General features: G+C 61.7%; 13 protein-coding genes and 1 tRNA gene. 12 read left to right on the forward strand and 2 right to left on the reverse strand.

Features of this window, described 5'->3' with window-relative positions:
- Nucleotides 1-82 precede the first annotated feature (82 nt).
- Nucleotides 83-811, forward strand: coding sequence for a hypothetical protein (locus ABD733_RS08955; protein ID WP_344795168.1), 729 nt, complete (start codon nucleotides 83-85; stop codon nucleotides 809-811).
- Complete coding sequence (locus tag ABD733_RS08960; protein WP_344795170.1) at nucleotides 811-1,200, forward strand: SseB family protein; 390 nt, start codon at nucleotides 811-813, stop codon at nucleotides 1,198-1,200. The genes ABD733_RS08955 and ABD733_RS08960 overlap by 1 nt, the downstream gene beginning before the upstream one ends.
- 9 nt (nucleotides 1,201-1,209) lie before the next feature.
- Here the strand turns inward: ABD733_RS08960 and radA are convergent, their stop codons facing one another.
- Nucleotides 1,210-2,571, reverse strand: a complete 1,362-nt coding sequence (radA, locus tag ABD733_RS08965; RefSeq protein ID WP_344795172.1) for a DNA repair protein RadA — start codon at nucleotides 2,569-2,571, stop codon at nucleotides 1,210-1,212.
- Between the two features lie 64 nt (nucleotides 2,572-2,635).
- Entirely contained in the window at nucleotides 2,636-3,526 is an 891-nt protein-coding gene (locus ABD733_RS08970) for an SGNH/GDSL hydrolase family protein (protein ID WP_344795174.1), read from the reverse strand.
- Between the two features lie 126 nt (nucleotides 3,527-3,652).
- Between ABD733_RS08970 and ABD733_RS08975 the strand changes: the two genes are divergently transcribed.
- The 10 genes from ABD733_RS08975 (at nucleotide 3,653) to ABD733_RS09020 (ending at nucleotide 18,903) form a co-directional block, all read left to right on the forward strand.
- Nucleotides 3,653-3,743: transfer RNA gene (locus tag ABD733_RS08975), tRNA-Ser, on the forward strand.
- Between the two features lie 238 nt (nucleotides 3,744-3,981).
- Complete coding sequence (locus tag ABD733_RS08980) at nucleotides 3,982-5,553, forward strand: RNA-directed DNA polymerase (RefSeq protein ID WP_344795176.1); 1,572 nt, start codon at nucleotides 3,982-3,984, stop codon at nucleotides 5,551-5,553.
- Nucleotides 5,554-6,536: 983 nt separating this feature from the next.
- Nucleotides 6,537-6,725 carry a helix-turn-helix domain-containing protein gene (locus tag ABD733_RS08985; protein ID WP_344795178.1) on the forward strand — a complete coding sequence of 63 codons (189 nt, stop codon included), beginning with the start codon at nucleotides 6,537-6,539 and terminating at the stop codon, nucleotides 6,723-6,725.
- A 3-nt stretch (nucleotides 6,726-6,728) separates the two neighbouring features.
- Complete coding sequence (locus ABD733_RS08990; RefSeq protein ID WP_344795180.1) at nucleotides 6,729-9,995, forward strand: helicase-related protein; 3,267 nt, start codon at nucleotides 6,729-6,731, stop codon at nucleotides 9,993-9,995.
- Entirely contained in the window at nucleotides 9,992-10,657 is a 666-nt protein-coding gene (locus tag ABD733_RS08995) for a DUF4391 domain-containing protein (protein WP_344795182.1), read from the forward strand. Before ABD733_RS08990 ends, ABD733_RS08995 begins: the two co-directional genes overlap by 4 nt.
- An 18-nt stretch (nucleotides 10,658-10,675) precedes the next feature.
- On the forward strand, nucleotides 10,676-12,490 hold the full coding sequence (locus ABD733_RS09000; protein ID WP_344795184.1) for a site-specific DNA-methyltransferase: 1,815 nt from the start codon (nucleotides 10,676-10,678) through the stop codon (nucleotides 12,488-12,490).
- 4 nt (nucleotides 12,491-12,494) lie between these two features.
- Nucleotides 12,495-15,578, forward strand: coding sequence for a type III restriction-modification system endonuclease (locus ABD733_RS09005; RefSeq protein WP_344795186.1), 3,084 nt, complete (start codon nucleotides 12,495-12,497; stop codon nucleotides 15,576-15,578).
- Between the two features lie 220 nt (nucleotides 15,579-15,798).
- Nucleotides 15,799-16,032 (forward strand): hypothetical protein, encoded by a 234-nt coding sequence (locus tag ABD733_RS09010; RefSeq protein WP_344795187.1) that lies wholly within the window; start codon nucleotides 15,799-15,801, stop codon nucleotides 16,030-16,032.
- Between the two features lie 6 nt (nucleotides 16,033-16,038).
- On the forward strand, nucleotides 16,039-16,587 hold the full coding sequence (locus tag ABD733_RS09015) for a hypothetical protein (protein WP_344795189.1): 549 nt from the start codon (nucleotides 16,039-16,041) through the stop codon (nucleotides 16,585-16,587).
- A gap of 990 nt (nucleotides 16,588-17,577) precedes the next feature.
- Entirely contained in the window at nucleotides 17,578-18,903 is a 1,326-nt protein-coding gene (locus ABD733_RS09020) for an AAA family ATPase (RefSeq protein ID WP_344795191.1), read from the forward strand.
- Nucleotides 18,904-19,560 lie beyond the last annotated feature (657 nt).

Here is a 19,560-nt window from a genome sequence, read left to right on the forward strand (position 1 = left end):
AACCCCTCCGTGTCTGCCCGGCGTCGCCTGACGCGCCGGACGCATGCCCAGCCTGGCCCGCGGTGGCATCTACCCTGGCTGCATGTCGTCGTTCAAGCACCCGGTGGGCTCGCGTCCGAGCTCGGTGTACTGGAAGCGCCGGCTGATGGTCGGGCTGGTGCTCCTGCTGGTCGTCGTCGTGATCGTGCTGTTCGCGACGAGGGCGGGCGCAGGATCCGGCGGCTCGCCCGCGACCGCTCCGACCTCGCCCGCGGCGAGCTCCTCGGCCGGGGCCGGAACCTCTGGCTCGTCGGGGTCTGGCACCTCGGGGTCTGGCTCGTCGGGCACCGCGGCCACCACCGCGCCGACGGCCGGTGCGAGCGGTTCGACCGCTCCGGCGACCGACGCCCCGACGGCCTCCGCGTCGAACGGCACCTGCTCGGCGTCCGACATCACGCTGAAGCCGATCGCCGACAAGAACTCCTACTCGTCGCTCCAGCAGCCGCAGATCTCGATGTCGATCACCAACTCGTCGACGTCGGCCTGCTCCATCGACCTCGGCTCGAGTCAGCAGACGCTGACGATCACGAGCGGGGCAGAGACGTACTGGTCGTCGAAGGACTGCCAGGTGAACGGAACCCACCAGACTGTGAAGATCACCGCCGGTCAGACGCTGACCACTCCCGCAATCGCATGGGACCGCACCCGCTCGTCGACCACGACCTGCGACAAGACCCGCAGCTCGGTGCCCGCCGGCGGGGCGAGCTACCACCTGTCGGTGGCCGTCGGGTCGATCAAATCGGAGACCAGCGCGCTGATGGTGCTCAACTGATGGCCGGCGAGTCGAAGCCGGTCTTCCGGTCGGAGCAGCTGGAGCAGGCCCTGGCAGCGCAGGATGTCGCGGCCGTCGCGTTCGCGCTCCGGAACGACGTCGTCGTGGTGCCGCGGCTCGTGCTGCCGAACCGCAAGGACGAGCAGGTGCGGGTGTTCGGGCGCGAGAACACCGACAAGCGGATCCTGCTGCTGTTCTCGTCGGCGGAGGCGTACAAGGCGATGGTCCCGAACGAGAAGGTGCGGCTCGTGATGCTCTACGACGCCGAGAAGCTGCGCGACTTCATCGAGGCGCACCTCGACGTGCTGGAGCAGGTCTTCTTCGACATCGCCGGGCCGCACACGATGGCCGCGAACCCCGAGGACCTGCTGAAGGCGCTGCGGGCGTAGCGGTCGAGCCTAGAACGCGCGGTCGAGCTCGCGGTCGCGTTCGGACGCAGCAGCGGTGAACGCCAGCCGGAGTGCCTCGCGCAGGTGGCCGGACTCGGCGTCGACGAGCTGCGTGAAGCCGAGCCGTCGGGCCTCGGAGGCGCGCTGCTTGGCGGAGGCCACCGGCCGGATCTCGCCGGCCAAGCTGATCTCGCCGACGGCGGCGAGCGTGTGCGGGTAGGAGACCTCGCGCGAGGCCGATGCGAGTGCGAGCGCGATGGCGAGGTCGGCGCCGGGCTCGGTGATCTTGATGCCGCCGACGGTGGAGACGTAGACGTCGGCGTCGCCGAGGCGGATACCTGCGCGGCGTTCGAGGACGGCGAGCAGCATCGCGACGCGCGACGAATCGACCCCGTTGACGACCCGGCGCGGCTGCGGCGCGGTGCTGCCGACGATGAGCGCCTGGATCTCGACGGGGAGCGCGCGGCGCCCCTCCATCGCGACGGTGATGCAGGTGCCGCTGACGGGCGGTCCCGAGCGCGACATGAACAGCCCGGACGGGTCGCGCACCTCGGCGATGCCGTCGCCGGTCATCTCGAAGCAGCCGACCTCGTCGGTGGGGCCGAAGCGGTTCTTCTGCGCCCGCACGAAGCGGAGCGCAGTCTGCCGGTCGCCCTCGAACTGCAGGACCACGTCGACGAGGTGCTCGAGCAGGCGCGGCCCGGCGATGCTGCCGTCTTTGGTGACGTGGCCGACGAGCAGGATCGGCAGGTTGCGGTCTTTCGAGACGCGCGTGAGTGTCGAAGCGACCTCGCGCACCTGCGAGGGCCCACCGGCGATGCCGTCGCTGGCCGAGGATGAGACGGTCTGCACGGAGTCGACGATGACGAGCGACGGGTTCACCTGCTCGATCTGCCCGAGGATGACGCCGAGGTCGACCTCGGCGGCGAGGTAGAGGTTGGAGTGCATGGCGCCGGTGCGCTGAGCCCGGAGCCGCACCTGCGAGGCGGACTCCTCCGCGGTGACGTAGAGCACGCGGGCACCGGAAGCGGCAGCCCGCGAGGCGACCTCGAGCAGCAGGGTCGACTTGCCGACGCCCGGTTCGCCGGAGAGCAGGATCGCCGCCCCCGGCACCACCCCGCCGCCCAGCACGCGGTCGAACTCGTCGATGCCGCTCGGCCAGTGGGCCACGCTGTCGGCCTCGATCTCGGTGATCGGCCGCGCGGCGCGATCCTGCGCGATGGAGACGGCGGCGACACCCCGGACCGACGCGGTCGCAGCGGCCGTGTCGACGACGGAGCCCCAGGTCTGGCACTCCGCGCAGCGGCCGACCCACTTGATGGAAGTCCAGCCGCACTCGGTGCAGCGGAACGTGGAGGTGACTCGAGCCATGCGGCCACTCTAGGTCGAGCCTCCGACAGCGGTAGTCGGGCTGCTCGGCCTGTGGAGAAGCCGGCTACTTCGAGGTGCTGGGGAGGGGGATCGAGTCGGTGTCTTGCGTGCTGTCTGCGGCTGCCGCATCCTGCGCTCGTTCGGCCACGCCGGCCGCGACGGAGGTGACGCGGCGGGTTGCTGTGACGTCGGAGGCGGCGCGTTCCGCGGCGATGCGGGCCAGCCGGGCGTCGACGGCCGAGTAGAAGGCCGAGGCCCACACCCGGTAGCCGGCGTCGTTCGGGTGGAACAGGTCTTTGGCGGTGTTGCGGTAGGTGCCGAGGTATCCCTGGCGGCGTGTGGTCGCGTAGAGGGGAGCGACGGCCAGCCCGAGCTCGCCGGCGACCCGCCGCACGATCTCGTTGGCGACGGCGACCTTTCGCTCCGACTCGGGCAGCAGCATGAAGGGCAAGTCGGCGACGATCGCGTGCTTCGGCAGGGCCGAGTAGACGGCGCGGAGGTTCTTCTCGAACTTCTCCGGGTGGAAGTCGCCGATGTCGTTAGCGCCGATGGAGACCGTGACGATGTCGGCCTCGTAGTCGCCCAGCCGCGGCACCTGGTGGACGCGGCACTGGTACGTCGTCGAGCCGGAGATGCTGAGGTTCTTCACGCCGACTGTGCCGTGGGTGGTGCGGCGGATGTGGCCCGCGATGCGGCCCACGTAGCTCCGCCACGGGTTGGAGGCGCCGATGCCCTGCGCGGCCGAGTCGCCGAGGGCCACGTACGACAGGGCTCCGTCGGCGCCGAACCGGTCGCGCCACCACTTGGAGTGCACCGGCAGCAGGCTGTTCAGAACGTCGGCCGCCCGCTCGCGCTTGGCCATGAACCGCTTGTAGTACGCGTAGCCCGCGCCCGCCGCGGCGGCTGTTCCGCCGAGGCCCGCGAGGAGGCCGATTGTGGCTCGTGACGTGCTCATCTCCGCACGATACGCCGCTCGTTTCGGGGCGCGGTGGGTGAATCCCGAGGGGTTCGCGAGCGCAGGATCGACCGTGCTCGCCACCCGGGTTCGGATCCCGCTCCGAGATGTACTAAACTCTCTCCCGGTACCGTGTCCGAGCGGCCGAAGGATCATGTCTCGAAAACATGTGTGGGGGTTAACTCCACCGTGGGTTCAAATCCCACCGGTACCGCCACAGAAAACCCTCGCTTCCGCGGGGGTTTTCTTTATTTCCGACGACACCGTGGTGCACTAACGCTGCACGATTATCGAAACACCGCGCCAAATCCCCGCGGTCGGGGATCGCGCACGCGTCCGGCGCCCTTGGCGTCGGGTAGCCGATTGACCGGCGGACAACTTGGCTTGGTCATCGAGTTGTAAGAGCAAGGATTCAGCGGCCGGGCGCGACATTTGAGGCCCCTAGGCTGCTGGGCATGAACTTCTTCGGCATGGACCTGGCGGAAGCCGCCCGATTGGTGGAGTCTGAAATCTTCGGCGACTGGTACCGCGACCCATGGGGCTGGCCTGAACTCCGTCTCACTGAGATGACGGGGCTCGAACCCGCCGATGTAGGCCTGATCGTGGGTAAGGGTGCAGGGTGGGATTTCGCGCCAAGCTTTCACTCGTTCGAAATCCCGAAGAGTTTCTTCGGCCAGCGGCCCGCCGTCCTCCTCGACCCGGTCACACGACTGTTGTTTGCCGCTGCTGTGCAACGCTTCGCAGAACAACTCGAAGTTGAACTCTCGAACTGGTCCTACGGGTGGCGATATCGCGACGGGTCGCGAGCGAACAACTCCGAGGAACGCGACCGCTACAGACAGTCGCAGCAAGACGCCACCCGCTCCACGTTCTCAGGTGAAACCGACATCACCTCCTTCTTCGCTAGCGTGGACGTGCCAAAGCTGCTAGAAACGCTACGCACACTCGGATGCTCCAGCATCCCAGCGAACATCATCGAGCGCGTGCTCACCAGGCATAACGGACTGAGTTTTCGATCCGGACTGCCACAACGCAGCACCGCATCAGCCATCCTCGCCCAAGTCGCACTTAGCCCCGTCGACGACGTCATCAGCCGCGCTCTCGAACAAGGCAGAATCAGCCGCGCACGACGGTGGATGGATGATATCAGCTTCGAAGGCGATTACGAAGGCGTTTATCGCCTTCTTCTCGAGGTGCAAGCTGCAGCACGGAACGCCGGCCTCGAAATCAACGCGTCGAAGACGGCCATCACGTCAGCAGAGCAGAAGGCTCTCGAGTTCGAACGCGCCGATCAACGAGTCATCCGGACCGAACAAGACATCGTGGACGACGACTACCCCGACCTGACGATGACAGTCATCTCCGACAGGGAGCTCCTCGCCGCAGAAGACGCCGTCCTTCAGAACCCGAGGGAACAGAGCCGCACCGAGCTCGGTCTCGTCCTTCGAAGTCTCTGGAAATCAAGTCGGTTTGGCCGGGTCGCTGAATGGATTGACGCTTCACGGTGGATACCCCACGGAGCGGACCACCTCAGCCGTTACCTCCGGGAAGCAGGGAACGCGGGTGTCGTATCGCTTGACAGCCTCAACGCATGGTTCGTCGGTGAACACACATCTGACTGGCCGCACACGGACTGGGTCGCCGCTCAGCACGCAACCGCGATCGCCGCCGAAGTGATGAGCAATGACGCCGTCAAGGTGCTCCGCTCCTGGCTCGAGGTGTCGCAGAACGCGCAGAAACTCGCCGTCGCAGTGCAACGACTCGCCAGCGTCGAACCGCAGCCGACGAGAGGAACACTCACGCACCGGATTGACAGCGCCCACGATCCAATCCTCATTCGGCTCATGGTGCTCGGACTTCTCGCCAGCGGGGCCCCGGTTTCCGCAGTAAGCGGGCATCTGGACCGAACACCTTCCTTGAAGCTGCTGCATCGATACCTGGATAACCACAATTGGAAATTGCCGACTGTGCCCGACGACTTCGCCGGAACCGAGGGGACGCAGCCAGAAAGGACGCCGGCAGTCTAGAGACGTCAGCTCCATCAGCAGTTATCTTGCGAGCCATCCGCGGACACTCGTGCACCCGACTTCGACGCGCTTCGCGAGCCCGGCTTTAGACGGGATTGGAGAGGCATACACGCTGGCCGACCGCGGCCGAACATGCTGTAAGCAGGTCGGTGAACCACAGTGCACCATAAGCACGGCAGCGGTCGTTGCATCAGTGACACCATTTCCCTGATGCCACCGAGCGTGTTGCGACCTAGTGGTGGCGGACGAACGCTCCAGAACTCGTCCAACCGGTTCGACACGCCGAATCAGGGCCGCGAGGAGCTTGCTGAGCGGCCCACCAGGCGGCCCTCCGATGACGTCAGGTGCGCCTGCCTGCGGCGTCTAGTCCCACCGCTCCAATCAAGGCCCGTGCTTTTTCACATACGTCGTCTGCGACGTCTCGGAGCGGAGATATGTCATACACGCGTCCGGCAGGTGGCGAAGTTGCCGGTCGACCGCTATGTATAGCGGGCGTCTCGCAGTGCGCGGCCACGTGTCCGTTCGTGTATTCCAGACACATTGAGTGGCAGCTGTACAAACTGGCGGACGATAAGTGGCCGACCTCCCCCCTTGAAGTGCTCAACCTGTTCTCGCGTCCCGCCCGCCAACACGCTCCGAGAATGCGCATTGTCGGAACTGAAACGGTATGGGGAAGCATTCGCTCGACCCTCAGCCGGCAGTCAGCCGCTCTGTGTATTCATAGCGGAGTTGTCGCTTTGAACGCCAACCTGTTGCCGTTCAAGTTAATTTGTCGTCTCCTCGCCGTCTCTGGCATCGCGGTCTTCGCTCGGTGGACGAGGACTTCTCGGCTGCTGCCCACGTCATACCTACAGGCGTCAAATGCAGATCGAAGGGCTGCTGGCGGGCTTTGACGCGGTCGAGCACGGCAGACGACGTCGACGTCGGTTCCAGATAGGCTCAGCAATATCCGGAAACATCCGGCTTGATCCGCTGGGGGCAACATGACCGAGCCATGGCTCTGTGCCGACAACATCGCCGAACACTTGGGCGTTGGGAAGGACTCCGTCACCGCATGGATCGCCGACAAGAAGCTGCCCGCACATAAGGTCGGGCGTCTGTGGAAGTTTCAGGCGAGCGAGGTTGACGCCTGGGTACGAAGCGGTGGCAGCAGCGCCAGGGGTGCTGTGTAGAACATGCGGATTATCAACAACGTCTCCGACCTCCTCGGCGACGATCTCCAGTCCGAGATCAGTCGCGGATCAAAGGTGCGCATCGCTGCGTCCACCTTCTCGATCTTCGCGTTCGAAGCTTTGCGCAAGGAGCTTGAGCACGTTGAGGAGCTCGAGTTCATCTTCACGTCGCCGACGTTCAGCAACGGTCAGGCCACGGACAAGCTGCGCAAGGATCGTCGCGAGTTCTTCGTCCCGCATACGGAGTCATCGCTCTATGGCTCGGACTTCGAGATTCGACTGCGCAACAAGCTGACTCAGCGCGCGATCGCTCGTGAGTGCGCGGCCTGGGTACGCGAGAAGGTCACGTTCCGATCGAATGCCAGCGGCCACCAGATGCAACAGTTCGCCGTGGTCGACGACCGTGCTGCTTACATGCCGCTACAAGGTTTCACCACTGCCGATCTCGGCTACGAGCGTGGCAATGCGGTCTCCAATATGGTCACAAAGTTCGAAGGCGCTCCTGAGACGACTAGCTTTCTCAATTTGTTCGATCAGATCTGGGCAAGTCCTGGCCAGCTGAACGATGTCACGCACGCGGTATACGACCATATCGCCAGCGTGTATGCGGAGAACTCTCCGGCGCGCATCTACTTCCTCATCCTCTACAACCTCTTCGCTGAATTTCTTGACGACATCAGCGAGGACGTGCTGCCGAACGACCGCACGGGCTATCAGGACACCAAGGTCTGGCAGAGCCTGTACAACTTCCAGCGGGATGCCGCGACCGGCATCGTCAACAAGCTCGAGACCTATAACGGCTGCATCCTTGCCGACAGCGTCGGTCTTGGTAAGACATTCACCGCGCTGGCCGTCATCAAATACTACGAACTGCGCAACAAGTCTGTGCTCGTGCTTGCCCCGAAGAAGCTCGCCGAGAACTGGACGAACTACAACGCCAACCTCACGACAAACATCTTCGCGAGCGACCGTTTCAACTACGACGTCCTCGCGCACACCGACCTCTTGCGCAGCCGGGGCGAGTCGCTAGGTCTCCGGCTGGATCGCATCAACTGGGGCAACTACGACCTAGTTGTCATCGACGAATCGCACAACTTCCGCAACGCCGACTACGCAGAAGACAAGGAGTCGCGTTACCAGCGCCTCATGCGGCAAGTCATCCGCGAAGGCGTGAAGACCAAGGTGCTGATGCTCTCTGCGACGCCGGTGAACAACCGGTTCAACGACCTCAAGAACCAGTTGCAGCTGGCATACGAGGGGAAGAGCGACACCCTCGCCGCGAAGCTCACGCTCTCGACATCAATCGAGCGGGTGTTTCGCGACGCCCAGAAGGTGTTTAATGAGTGGTCGAAGCTCCCGACTGAACAGCGCACGGCCGACCGGATATTGCAGTTGCTCGACTTCGATTTCTTCGAGCTGCTCGACGCCGTCACCATCGCGCGGTCGCGCAAGCACATTCAGGCGTTCTACGACACGACCGAGATTGGTGCCTTTCCACGACGCTTGCCGCCGGTGTCGTTGCGTGAACCGCTCACCGACGTCGCAGATGTCCCCTCCTTCAACGAGATCTTCGAGCAGCTGCAGGTGCTGACGCTCGGCGTTTACACGCCTCTCGCCTACGTGTTCCCGAGTCGCCTCAGCAAGTACGAGGACCTCTACAACGTCACGACCGGCAACGCCCGCTCGAACCTCGGCCAGAAAGGTCGCGAAGAGGGCCTGAAAAAGCTCATGACCGTCAACCTGCTCAAGCGTCTTGAGAGTTCCGTCGAGGCGTTCCGTTTGACGTTGGAGAAGATCGAATCCACTGTTGATAGCACGCTCACTCGACTAAACAGCCGTGCAGGCTCCCTTCCGGAGAGCCGCGACATAGACGATCTCGACTTCGACTTCGACCTCGACCTCGACGAAGAGGACGATGCCAACGTCGAGGCCCTCACGTTCGGCGAGAAGATCCGCATCGACATCGACGACATCGACGTCGAATCGTGGCAACGAGACCTCTGGCATGACCGCGAGACATTGCGCGAGCTCCTCGACGAGATGCGCAAGGTGATCCCAGCGCACGACCTTAAGCTGCGCAAGTTGCGGCACTTGGTCCAGGAGAAGGCAGAGCACCCATTCAACCCGGAAAACCGCAAGGTGCTGATCTTCTCTGCCTTCGCCGACACTGCAAACTACCTCTACCGCGAGCTCGCACCGGCGCTCCGGCAGGCGGGACTCGCATGCGCGGTGATCACGGGCGGCAGCCAGGGTGCCAAGTCCACGCTCGGCACGGGCCTCGACTTCCAGCAGATCATGTCGATGTTTTCGCCCCGGTCCAAGCAGCGCCACCTCACAATGCCCACAGAGACTCGCGATATCGATTTGCTGATCGGTACCGACGTCATCAGCGAGGGGCAGAACCTGCAGGACTGCGACTACCTCATCAACTACGACATCCACTGGAACCCTGTACGAATCATCCAAAGGTTCGGTCGTATCGACCGCATCGGCTCGATGAATGAGGTGATCCAGCTCGTCAACTTCTGGCCCGACATCTCGCTTGACGAGTACATCAACCTGAAGGAACGCGTCGAGAACCGGATGGTGATCGCCGACCTCGCCGGATCAGCCGACGACAACGTTCTCAACCCGGAGGATTCGGATGCCGCGTTCCGCAAGGAGCAGCTGCGCAGGCTGCAGAACGAGAACATCGAACTAGAGGACGTTCGAACCGGGGTTTCGATTACGGATCTCGGCCTTAACGACTTCCGCATGGATCTACTCGCCTACATGAACGAGTTTGGCGACATTGCTGCTGCCCCGCGCGGCTTGCACGCCGTGGTCCCTGCAAACCCTGCCATAGGCCTCCTGCCGGGTGTGATCTTCGCCCTCAAGATCGCGGATGCCGACTCTGCCGTGAACCGGGGTAACCGGCTCCACCCGCACTACCTCGTCTACGTCGATGACGAGGGGAATGTCATCGCTGACCATACCGAAGCGAAGCGCTTACTCGACCTCGTTCGCGCCGGATCGCGCCTTTACGACGAACCCGTCGCCGACGTTACTCTTTTGTTTAATGAAGCAACCCACGAGGGCGCCGACATGAGCAAATACTCTGCGCTCCTGACGCATGCCATCCACTCGATGATTGACGTCACCGAAGAACGCGACATCGAGAGCCTGTTCAGCGGTGGTCGCACGACCGCCCTCACACAGCAAATTGCGGGGCTCGACGACTTCGAGCTGATCGCGTTCATCGCCGTCGTCGATCCAGAGGGCCCCTCGTGACCGACATCCTGTACCACTGGCCGGCTGGCGCACGATTTGGTGCACGCGTCCCGAAGGAACGATTCTACGAACGCACCGCGTCTACCGCCGCTATGCGCGAGAAGTTCGTCGCAGAGGTGTACCGAATAAGCTGGGCGTACAAGCTCGCGACGGAGACCATCAACCTCCCAGGCTCGCCAGAAGTGCCCGAGATCGAGGTTCTTCAACTGGACGCCAAGGCGAACGACATCAGCGCCCAGGTTCTTGCGGTGATCGACAAGGCTATCCCCAATCCGGTGATCTTCGAAATCTGTCGCGACGATGCCCAGGGCGCCGCCGTGCGGATGACGGCAGCTCACAAACCGGTCGGCTTTCCGGCACCAAAGCAGAGTCCCTACTTCTCAACGGGCTGGATGCGAGGCGACTCACCCCGGACCCCGCTACCAACAGCGATCACTATGACCGGGCTGTACTCCGCTCTTATCGGTCCACTCACGCCACTTGCGCCTCGGCTCGGGGAGAGTCCTACTGTCCTCACCGAGCGGCTGGATGCCGTGGGCCGCATCGAACGCGAGGTCAGCGCCCTAGAGCGCAAGCTCCGATCCGAACTGCAGCTCAATCGCAAGGTAGACCTGCGGCGTGAGCTGAAAGCCAAACAAGCGGAACTGGACCAGACGAGGTAAACCTTGGAGAAACTCAGAATGACATCCGCCGACCTCACCCGTTCCAACATCGACAAGATCGCAGAACTCTTCCCGACCGTAGTCACGGAGTCGTTCAACGCTGAAGGCAGAGCGACGCGAGCCATAGATTTCGATCTGTTGAGGCAGGAGCTCTCCGGCCACATCGTTGAGGGCGCGCTGGAGCGGTATCAGCTCGACTGGCCCGGAAAGCGCGCCGCCGCGTTCGCGGCCAACGCACCCATCGCCAAGACGCTACGACCTGTACGCGAGGAGTCCGTGGACTTCGACGCGACGAAGAACCTCTTCATAGAGGGCGACAACCTCGATGCTTTAAAACTGCTCCAGGAGTCCTACCTGGGAAAGATTAAACTGATCTACATCGACCCGCCGTACAACACAGGCAACGATTTCGTCTACAAGGACGACTTTGCCGAGTCCACCGCCGAGTATCTGGAGCGTTCGGGGCAGAAGTCAGACGTCGGTCACCGTCTGCTCGCCAACCTTGACTCTGCGGGGCGCTTCCACTCCGACTGGCTCAGCATGATGTATCCGCGCCTCAGGCTGGCGAGGAATCTCCTGGCAGAAGACGGCCTGATCTTCATCAGCATCGACTCCCACGAAGTACACAACCTCATCAAGATCTGCGACGAAATCTTCGGTCCAGGCAGCCACAAAAACACAATCGCGGTTCGCCGAGGCATCAAAAATGTCCAAGCCCAGTTCGAGGACGTGAGCGCGCTGTCGCAGGGACACGAGTATGTGCTGCTCTACGCGCGGAGCGAGGCGGTGCGTCTGCCGAAGCTGTCTCTCGCGCACGTCGAATCGAAGCCCGGCAAGTGGGACACGTTCTGGCGGGGAACCGACCGGCCCACGATGCGGTATGAACTTTTCGGCTCTACTCCGTCGTCCGGTCAGTGGCGCTGGGAAGAGGGCCGCACGAAGGAGGCCGCCCGGAACTATGAGACCTACCTCGCGGAGTTCGCCGGTCGGCTCAGCCTGGACGACTATTTCCTCGATCACCTCACGTCCAGGAATACAAAACTCAACTTCGTGCGCCTCAATGACGACGGCGTAGTCCAGTACTACGTGCCGCCAAGCGAGGGAAAGCTACTCAGCGACAATTGGATGGACCTTACTCTGAGCGGCAACGAAACCGACGAGTTCGATACCGAGAAGAGCGTTGGGCTGCTCTCCCGAATAATCGGCTGGGCGACTAGCGGCAATGACCTCGTGATGGACTTCTTTGCTGGTTCTGGCACGACCGGACACGCTGTCTTCGCAGTGAACGCAGCGGACGGGGGCCAGCGGCGCTTCATCCTCGTCCAGCTGCCAGAGAGAATCGCGAAGAAGGACGGCACGTCCATCGCCGCGATCACACGAAGCCGCGTCAAGAAGGCAGGAGAGACTCACTCAGCGCCCGGGGCCGACACCGGGCTGCGTGCCCTACGCGTCGACTCAACCAACATGCGGGACACCTCTACTCCCGCGGATGTCCTCGCACAGGCCGATCTCTTAGGGAGAATTGACAGCGTCAAGCCCGACCGCACAGACGAGGATCTGCTCTTTCAGGTAATGCTCGATTGGGGGCTGGACCTTACTGAGTCCATCACTGTCGAGGAAGTCGATGCACGGCGCGTGCTTTCAGTCGCAGATGGCGCGATAATTGCGTGTTTCGCCGACGAAGTTACCGATGGGATTGTGAAAGAAATGGCCCGACGGCACCCGCTTCGCGCTGTCTTCCTTGACACAAGCTTCGGGACTGATGCCGCGCGGATCAACTCAGAGCAGATCTTCCGCGAGGTCTCGCCTGAGACCGAGGTAAAGGCAATTTGACCCGATGAAGCTCCAGTTCAAGGTTCAGCAGTATCAGACTGAAGGCGTCGATGCGGTGGTCGATGTATTCTCCGGGCAACCATTTGCCGACGGCGTGAATTACCGAATCGACCCGGGAAAGGAGGCGGGGCCGGCGCTGCTGGAAGATTCCGGGTTGCGCAACGCCGAGGTCGCGCTGACGCCGGCGCAACTCCTGGCGAATGTGCATCGGGTGCAGCACATACGCGGGCTGGAGTTGTCGAAGGGGCTTAACGACCCGGTCAAGAAGACAGCGGCGCCGATAAATCTCGATATCGAGATGGAGACCGGCACTGGCAAGACCTACGTTTATATCAAAACGATTATGGAGCTTCACAAGCGGTACGGGTGGTCGAAGTACATTGTCGTTGTGCCGTCGATCGCAATCCGCGAGGGCGTGAAGAAGTCGTTCGAGATAACCGCCGAGCACTTCCAGCAGCTCTACGGCACCAAACCACGGTCGTTCATCTACAACTCCTCGCGCCTTCATGAGATCGAGCGGTTCTCGTCAGATGCGGGCGTGCAGGTAATGATCATCAATGTCCAGGCATTCAATGCGACCGGCAAGGATGCCCGCCGCATCTACGAAGTGCTCGACGACTTCCAGTCCCGCAAGCCGATTGACGTGATTGCGGCGAATAGGCCGATCCTGATCATCGATGAGCCACAAAAGATCGAAGGCGACGCGAAGAAGCCCTCGAAGTCGCTAGAGGCTATGACATCGTTCAGTGCCCTTTTTGCGCTGCGATACTCCGCTACACACAGGATCGAGCGCACAAAGGTGCACCGTCTCGACGCCATCGATGCCTATAACCAAAAGTTGGTGAAGAAGATTGCGGTGCGCGGCATTACCGTCAAGCATCTGGCCGGTAGCAGTGCGTACTTGTACGTAGACGGCCTCGAGATTGGTAAGGGTGCCGACTTCCCGAAAGTCCGAGTCGAACTGGAGGTGCAGACCGCCCACGGCATTAAGCGGCAGGTGAAGCGCCTCAGCCAGGGAACGAACCTTTACGACATCTCCGGCGGCATCGAGGCGTACAGGGGTCTCTTCGTTCGGGACGTGGATGCAAACAGTGACGTAATCGAGTTGAGCAACGGCGACATCCTCAGCTCCGGCGAGGTCACCGAGGACGTCGCCGAGGAGCAGAAGCGACGCATCCAGATACGCGAGGTCATCCGGGCGCACCTCGGCAAGGAACGCGAGCTGTTCGCGCAGGGGATCAAGACGCTGTCGTTGTTCTTCATCGACGAGGTCGGCAGGTACCGCGACTACGAGCGGGAAGACACTCTTGGCGACTACGCCAGAGTGTTCGAGGAAGAGTATGGCGCTGTGCTCACCGACTACCTCGGTGAACTCGATCTGGATGAAGCGGCCGAACGGTACCGTGACCACGTCCGGGCGATCCCGGTGCGCTCGACCCACGAGGGATACTTCTCGATCGACAAAAAGAGCAGACAATTCATCGATGGAAGGATCGCGGCCCGTGGCGATTTCGCAGGTCAATCGGACGACGTCGACGCCTACGACCTGATCCTGAAGGATAAGGAACGGCTGCTCTCCTTTGAGGAGCCCGTGCGGTTCATCTGGTCGCACTCCGCCCTGCGCGAGGGTTGGGACAACCCGAACGTGTTCGTTATGGGCATGCTCAAGAAAAGCGACAACACGACGACACGGCGGCAGGAGATCGGCCGTGGCCTGCGACTCTCCGTAAACCAGCAGGGCGAGCGGATGGATAATCCCGTTACCGTGCACGACATTAACGAACTGACCGTCGTCACTGACGAGTCCTACACGGATTTCGTGACCGCTCTCCAGAAGGAGATCATCGAGTCGCTGTCGGCAAGGCCACGCAGGGCAAGCGTCGACTACTTCGTCGGCAAAACGATCACGGTCGGCGACGGATCGACGAGCGCGCTCGATAAGACGGTCGCGCAGGCTCTCTACTTCCACCTCATCAGGAACGACTACATAGACGAGTCAGGCTTGGTCACGCAGGCATACAAGGATGCCCGAGCCGACGGTACCCTCGCGACACCGATCTCGGAAGTACTCAAACCCGTCATTGACTCCGTCTGGCCACTTGTGGACGCTCTGTACCTCGACGTGCCAAAGCCGATCGACGGGCGCAAGCCAAAGAAGATTCCGCTCAACGAAGCCAACTTCAACAAGCGCGAGTTCCAGGAGCTCTGGAGACGCATCAACCACAAGACCGTTTACCAGGTCGAGTTCGATTCCAATGAGCTGATCGACAGCTGTGTCCGCGTGCTCGATACCTCGCTCAACGTCACCGTGATGCAGTATCTCGTCGAGAGCGGAAGGCAAGTCGTCGGCCTCGAGGTAGAACAACTGGAGGTAGGCACAGGCTTCAAGGTCTCTGAAACGAAGGTCGAGCATTCGGCTGTGTCGGCGCAATCAACCGTCAAGTACGACCTTCTGGGAGAGATCGCGGAGAAGACGCAGCTCACCCGCCGCACCTGCGCGGCGATCCTCACCGGCATCCACCCGGGTACGTTTGCGAAGTTCAAGCAGAACCCCGAGCAGTTCATCACCGAGGTCGCCCGACTCATCAACGAGCAAAAGGCGACCGTCATCGTCGAGCACCTTAGCTACGACCCGCTCGACAACCGCTACGACTCGTCGATCTTCACGGAAAACCAGACCGCCCAGGATCTGTCCAAGGCCGGCGACAAACTGACGAAAAGCGTTTACCACTACGTGGTCACCGACTCCAAGGTCGAGCGCTCGTTCGTCGAGAAGCTCGACGTCAGCGACGAGGTCGTCGTCTACTCGAAGCTCCCGCGCGGTTTCTTCATCCCCACGCCGGTCGGCGACTACAACCCCGACTGGGCGATTGCATTCCGCGATGATGACACGAAGATCAAACACGTCTACTTCGTAGCCGAGACGAAGGGTTCGCTTTCCACTCTTCAGTTGAGGGGCGTCGAGAACGCCAAGATCGAGTGCGCGCGGAAGTTTTTCGCTGCGCTCAACTCGAAGGCCGATCGAGACGTTACCTACGACGTCCTTTCCGACTACTCCGGGCTGATGCAGCTGGTCACCACACCCTAAGGAGCCTCCAGATGTCATTCCAGACCCTCGCACCGTAGAAGAGATGCTCAATGCGATCCGCAAGCGAGACGGCCTTACGCACGCCCTTCAGCGAGAGTTCGTGTGGGGCTCTGACCAGATCGAGCGCCTATTCGACGGCCCCGTCGGAGTTCTGTAGGCGGGACCATGCGGTGCTGCGCGCTCTCCATGCCAAGATCAAACTGAGCAGAGGAGAACAAACATGGGCAATCCGGCATGGGGGCACGGCTATTACAAGGGCTTTGGCGACGGTGCGAAGCAGGGAGGCATGGTCGGCGTCCTAATCACATTGGGGGCTACTGGCCTGGTTGTGGGCGGCAAGTGGGCTGTCGGTAAGCTCCGCGACCGCAGCCTGGCGAAGCAACTCTCCGAGGAACCCTCCGTCGACATTCCGGATCCCAACGACAAGGATTCGCATTCGAGTTCCGCCAACTGATCCCACATGTCCGAAGATAAGTGGTACGCCGAGCGCCGGGCCCGCTGGCAGCCAGACCACGTTCGCGTGCTACTTGTCGCCGAGAGCGCGCCTGACGACGGCGGCGATCTCGGTAACCGACGCTTCTTCTATGACCAGAAGCTGACGTCGAAGGACGGCCTCTTCCGCGAGGTTGTCCGCGCCCTGTATGGCGTTCCACTGCTTACCAGCGGTCCGAACGCGAAGTCGCCTTGGCTCGCAAAGCTCAAGGCCGATGGGGTATTTCTGATCGACCTTGCTGCAGAGCCGGTGAACTATCATGGGGCTGAGGAACGAGCAGCGGCGCTCCGCCGGAACATCGAAACGACTGTCACCCTGGCGTCATTCCTACAACCTGAGGGCATCTTGCTCGTGAAGCGCAACGTCTTCGACCTTCTCAGCGCCCCCATGCGCAATGAGGGTTTGCCGGTGGTTCACGACGACTTCATCCCATTTCCTGGCAGCGGTCAGCAGCGCCGATTTCGATGGCGATTCGCGCAGGCGATCAGCTCGTTGGACGGCTTCGCAACAACGTGAAGAGGGTGGCATCTACTGGAGAGCGCTAAGCATTCCGTCCAGTTGATACCGCCAGATTGGGCTGCCGCGCGGCGAGGCGACAGATCACGAGCATTACCTGGCTCATAGCCCCTGAGCTACAACGCTAACTGTGATGAACTGGATACGGAGACGAGGCACGCCCGGCGCGTGCGGTCCGGGAGTTCCTGCGCCGCGCGCATCCGGGTCATCCGAAGCATCAGCAGTGGTTGCTCGATGAGGACAAGGTGGCCGCTGTCCGGGCGAACGTTCCGAGGGGTGACGCGACCGGAACTTCCCTACAGGGGCGCGCGCCGCGGGCGACGTCTTCACCGAAGCAGACGTGCGGGACTAGCCGATCAGGCGCGGGAGGCGCCCCAGGAGCTGACGAGGACTTGCCCCAAGTCGAATCGCGATGGACCAGCTGTACCCGCGCCCTACCGTGAGCGCATGGACAACGCCACCGATCCGCGCGCGGCGACGCTGACCGACGCTCGAAACGCAATCGGTTTGCTGCTGCGCCAGTAACGACGTGGCCAGCATTCCGTTCTGGTCTTCGGCGAGAATGGCAGTGCGGAGGCCGTCATGCTGCCGTACTCGGTCTTCGCCGAGGTCTCCGGTACTGGTACAGCCAAGTCGACCGAAGACTGGCTGTGGAACGCAAATTACGGGACATTCCTGCGTGCTAGACGCGCTCATCAGTGGGTTTTGCGGGGGGCAGCCAAGCGCTGCGTGAAGGCGGACTCGACGTTTCGGCCTGTCACTACTCACGACCTGAGGCATACGGCTGCGTCGGTCGCAATCAGCGCCGGCGCGAACGTGAGGGTTTCGACGGACGCTGGGGCAGAGATCTGCCCAGGATACCTTGGCCACTTACGCCGCGCTGCTTCCAGACAACCTCGATAACGTGACCGACGCCTTGGCGCGTCAGTGGGCACACCGGCTACAAGCGGGCCTCCCTGCCACGGGGCTCGCTCCCCTAGGCTTCGGAGCATGAATGCAACCAATGATTGGCGTATTGACAATCTTGAGGTGAGCAACTTTCGGTGTTTCGAGCAGTTTGCAATCGATTTCCACCCGGCGCTAACGGTGTTGGTGGGTGTCAATGGTGCTGGTAAGACCGCTGTGCTTGATTGTCTAGCCATAATGCTTTCCACGGTCCTCCGTCAATTCGACGGCCCAACGCGGGGCTTCACACTCGGAGACGCACGAGAAGTTCCCTATGACCTCAGGTCAAAGGACGGGCTGGCGCGCATGGAGCCACAATTCCCCGTAAGTGCGAAGGTCAACGCGACTCTTGCGGGCGAAGCGACGTGGTGGTTGCGCGTCCGCCAGAGTGCTGGGGGTCGCACTTCGTGGGCGGATAGAAACACGCACGTCGGCGCCGTTTCGACTCGCGTATGGCAACAATCCGAGTTAGGCCAGCCAAGCGCTCCGCTCTTGCCGGTCATTGCGCTGTACGGGGTTGAGAGGCTTCTTGGCGTGCGAAAAGCAGCCGGAACCATCTCCAAGAGCCGCTCCGGCGCATATGCAGCTGCTCTGGAGGGCAAGTCGGACCTCGCGCGCCTGTCGGCGTACATCAAGGCGCTCACGCTGACTGAATTTGTTGCCGATAGACGCGGTGAGAACGCTGACGCGGCTAGCAATCAACTCGAAGCCATATCTCTTGCCTGCAATCAGGTTCTCGAGGGTACGGGGTGGTCGAACCCTGAGTGGAGTCCTCTTGTTGAGGAATTGACGCTTCAGCACCAGACGCGGGGCACTCTCCCTCTCTCCTTCCTTTCAAGTGGAATCAAAATTGCCGTCGGGCTGGTCATCGACCTTGTGAGTCGTATCGCGCGAGCAAACCCTCGAACGGGAGCGAATTCCCTCCTCAGACAAGCCCCTGGCATCGTCCTTATTGACGAGGTCGACCTGCATCTGCATCCGACGTGGCAGCAAAGGATTCTTCCTCAGCTACGCGAAGTCTTTCCGGGCCTCCAATTCATTGTCACGACTCATAGCCCACAGGTTCTGTCTACAGTGCCGGCGCAGAACATCCGGGTAATCGACGGCAGTTCCGTTCGACTGGTCGACTTCTCAGCGGGCCTTCGGAGCGACATCGTCATGGATAAGGTTTTGGGCACCTCACCGGAGCCGGACCTGCCAATCAATAAGCGCCTTGACGACTACATGAGTCTCGTGGCGGCTGGCAAAGGAGAAAGCCCTGAAGCGTCTGCGTTACGGGACAAACTGGAGGACGAGCTTGGTGGGGTTCGAAACGTACCGAAGCTTGCCGAAGCTGATGCCGAGATCGCGTTCTACGATTTGGAGGGCTGATGCAGCGCATAGTCCAGGCGCCTCCTCCTCCGCGGTTGACCACCCTTAGAAACCAGAACGCGACGTTCGACGAGGTTAAAGCAGACGGGATTCTCCGGTGGGTGCTATTTGAGCAACAGAGGGGTCGCTGCGCGTATTGCGAGCGGCCCCTCCGCAGGCCCGACCACATTGAGCACAAGACTAAGATCGAGCATTTCCATCCTCAGAATTCGGACCACTGGAATGAGGCGTGCCAACAGGAAAGTGGCGCGTCCGACGACTTCAAAGCGCCCACCACTTGGAGTAACCTCTTGCTCTGCTGCGATGGAAATGAATCAGTCACGCTCGCGAAGACGTGCGATACATCTAAAAGCAACACGGACATCTGTAGTGAGTTCCGCAACCCAAGAGCGTGGCATAGCATCCTCCTCGTCCACATCAGTCGGGACGGACGCGCTTTGCCGGACCCCGCTTTGCCTGACGGAGCAATAGGTATTGTCAACAACGTTCTGAACCTGAATGAAAAGGAACTGGTCGCGGCCCGTCGTCAAATCGGCCTCGCGCTAAAGAACGAGATCTTGGCTAAAAGTGGTCGAAAGCCATACGGGCTTTCACCCTCAAAGCGAGCCAACATCATTGCAAGACTTCGGGAGCGGGGTCTGTCCCAGCCCTATGGAT

Source organism: Frondihabitans peucedani, assembly GCF_039537585.1.
Classification (GTDB): domain Bacteria; phylum Actinomycetota; class Actinomycetes; order Actinomycetales; family Microbacteriaceae; genus Frondihabitans; species Frondihabitans peucedani.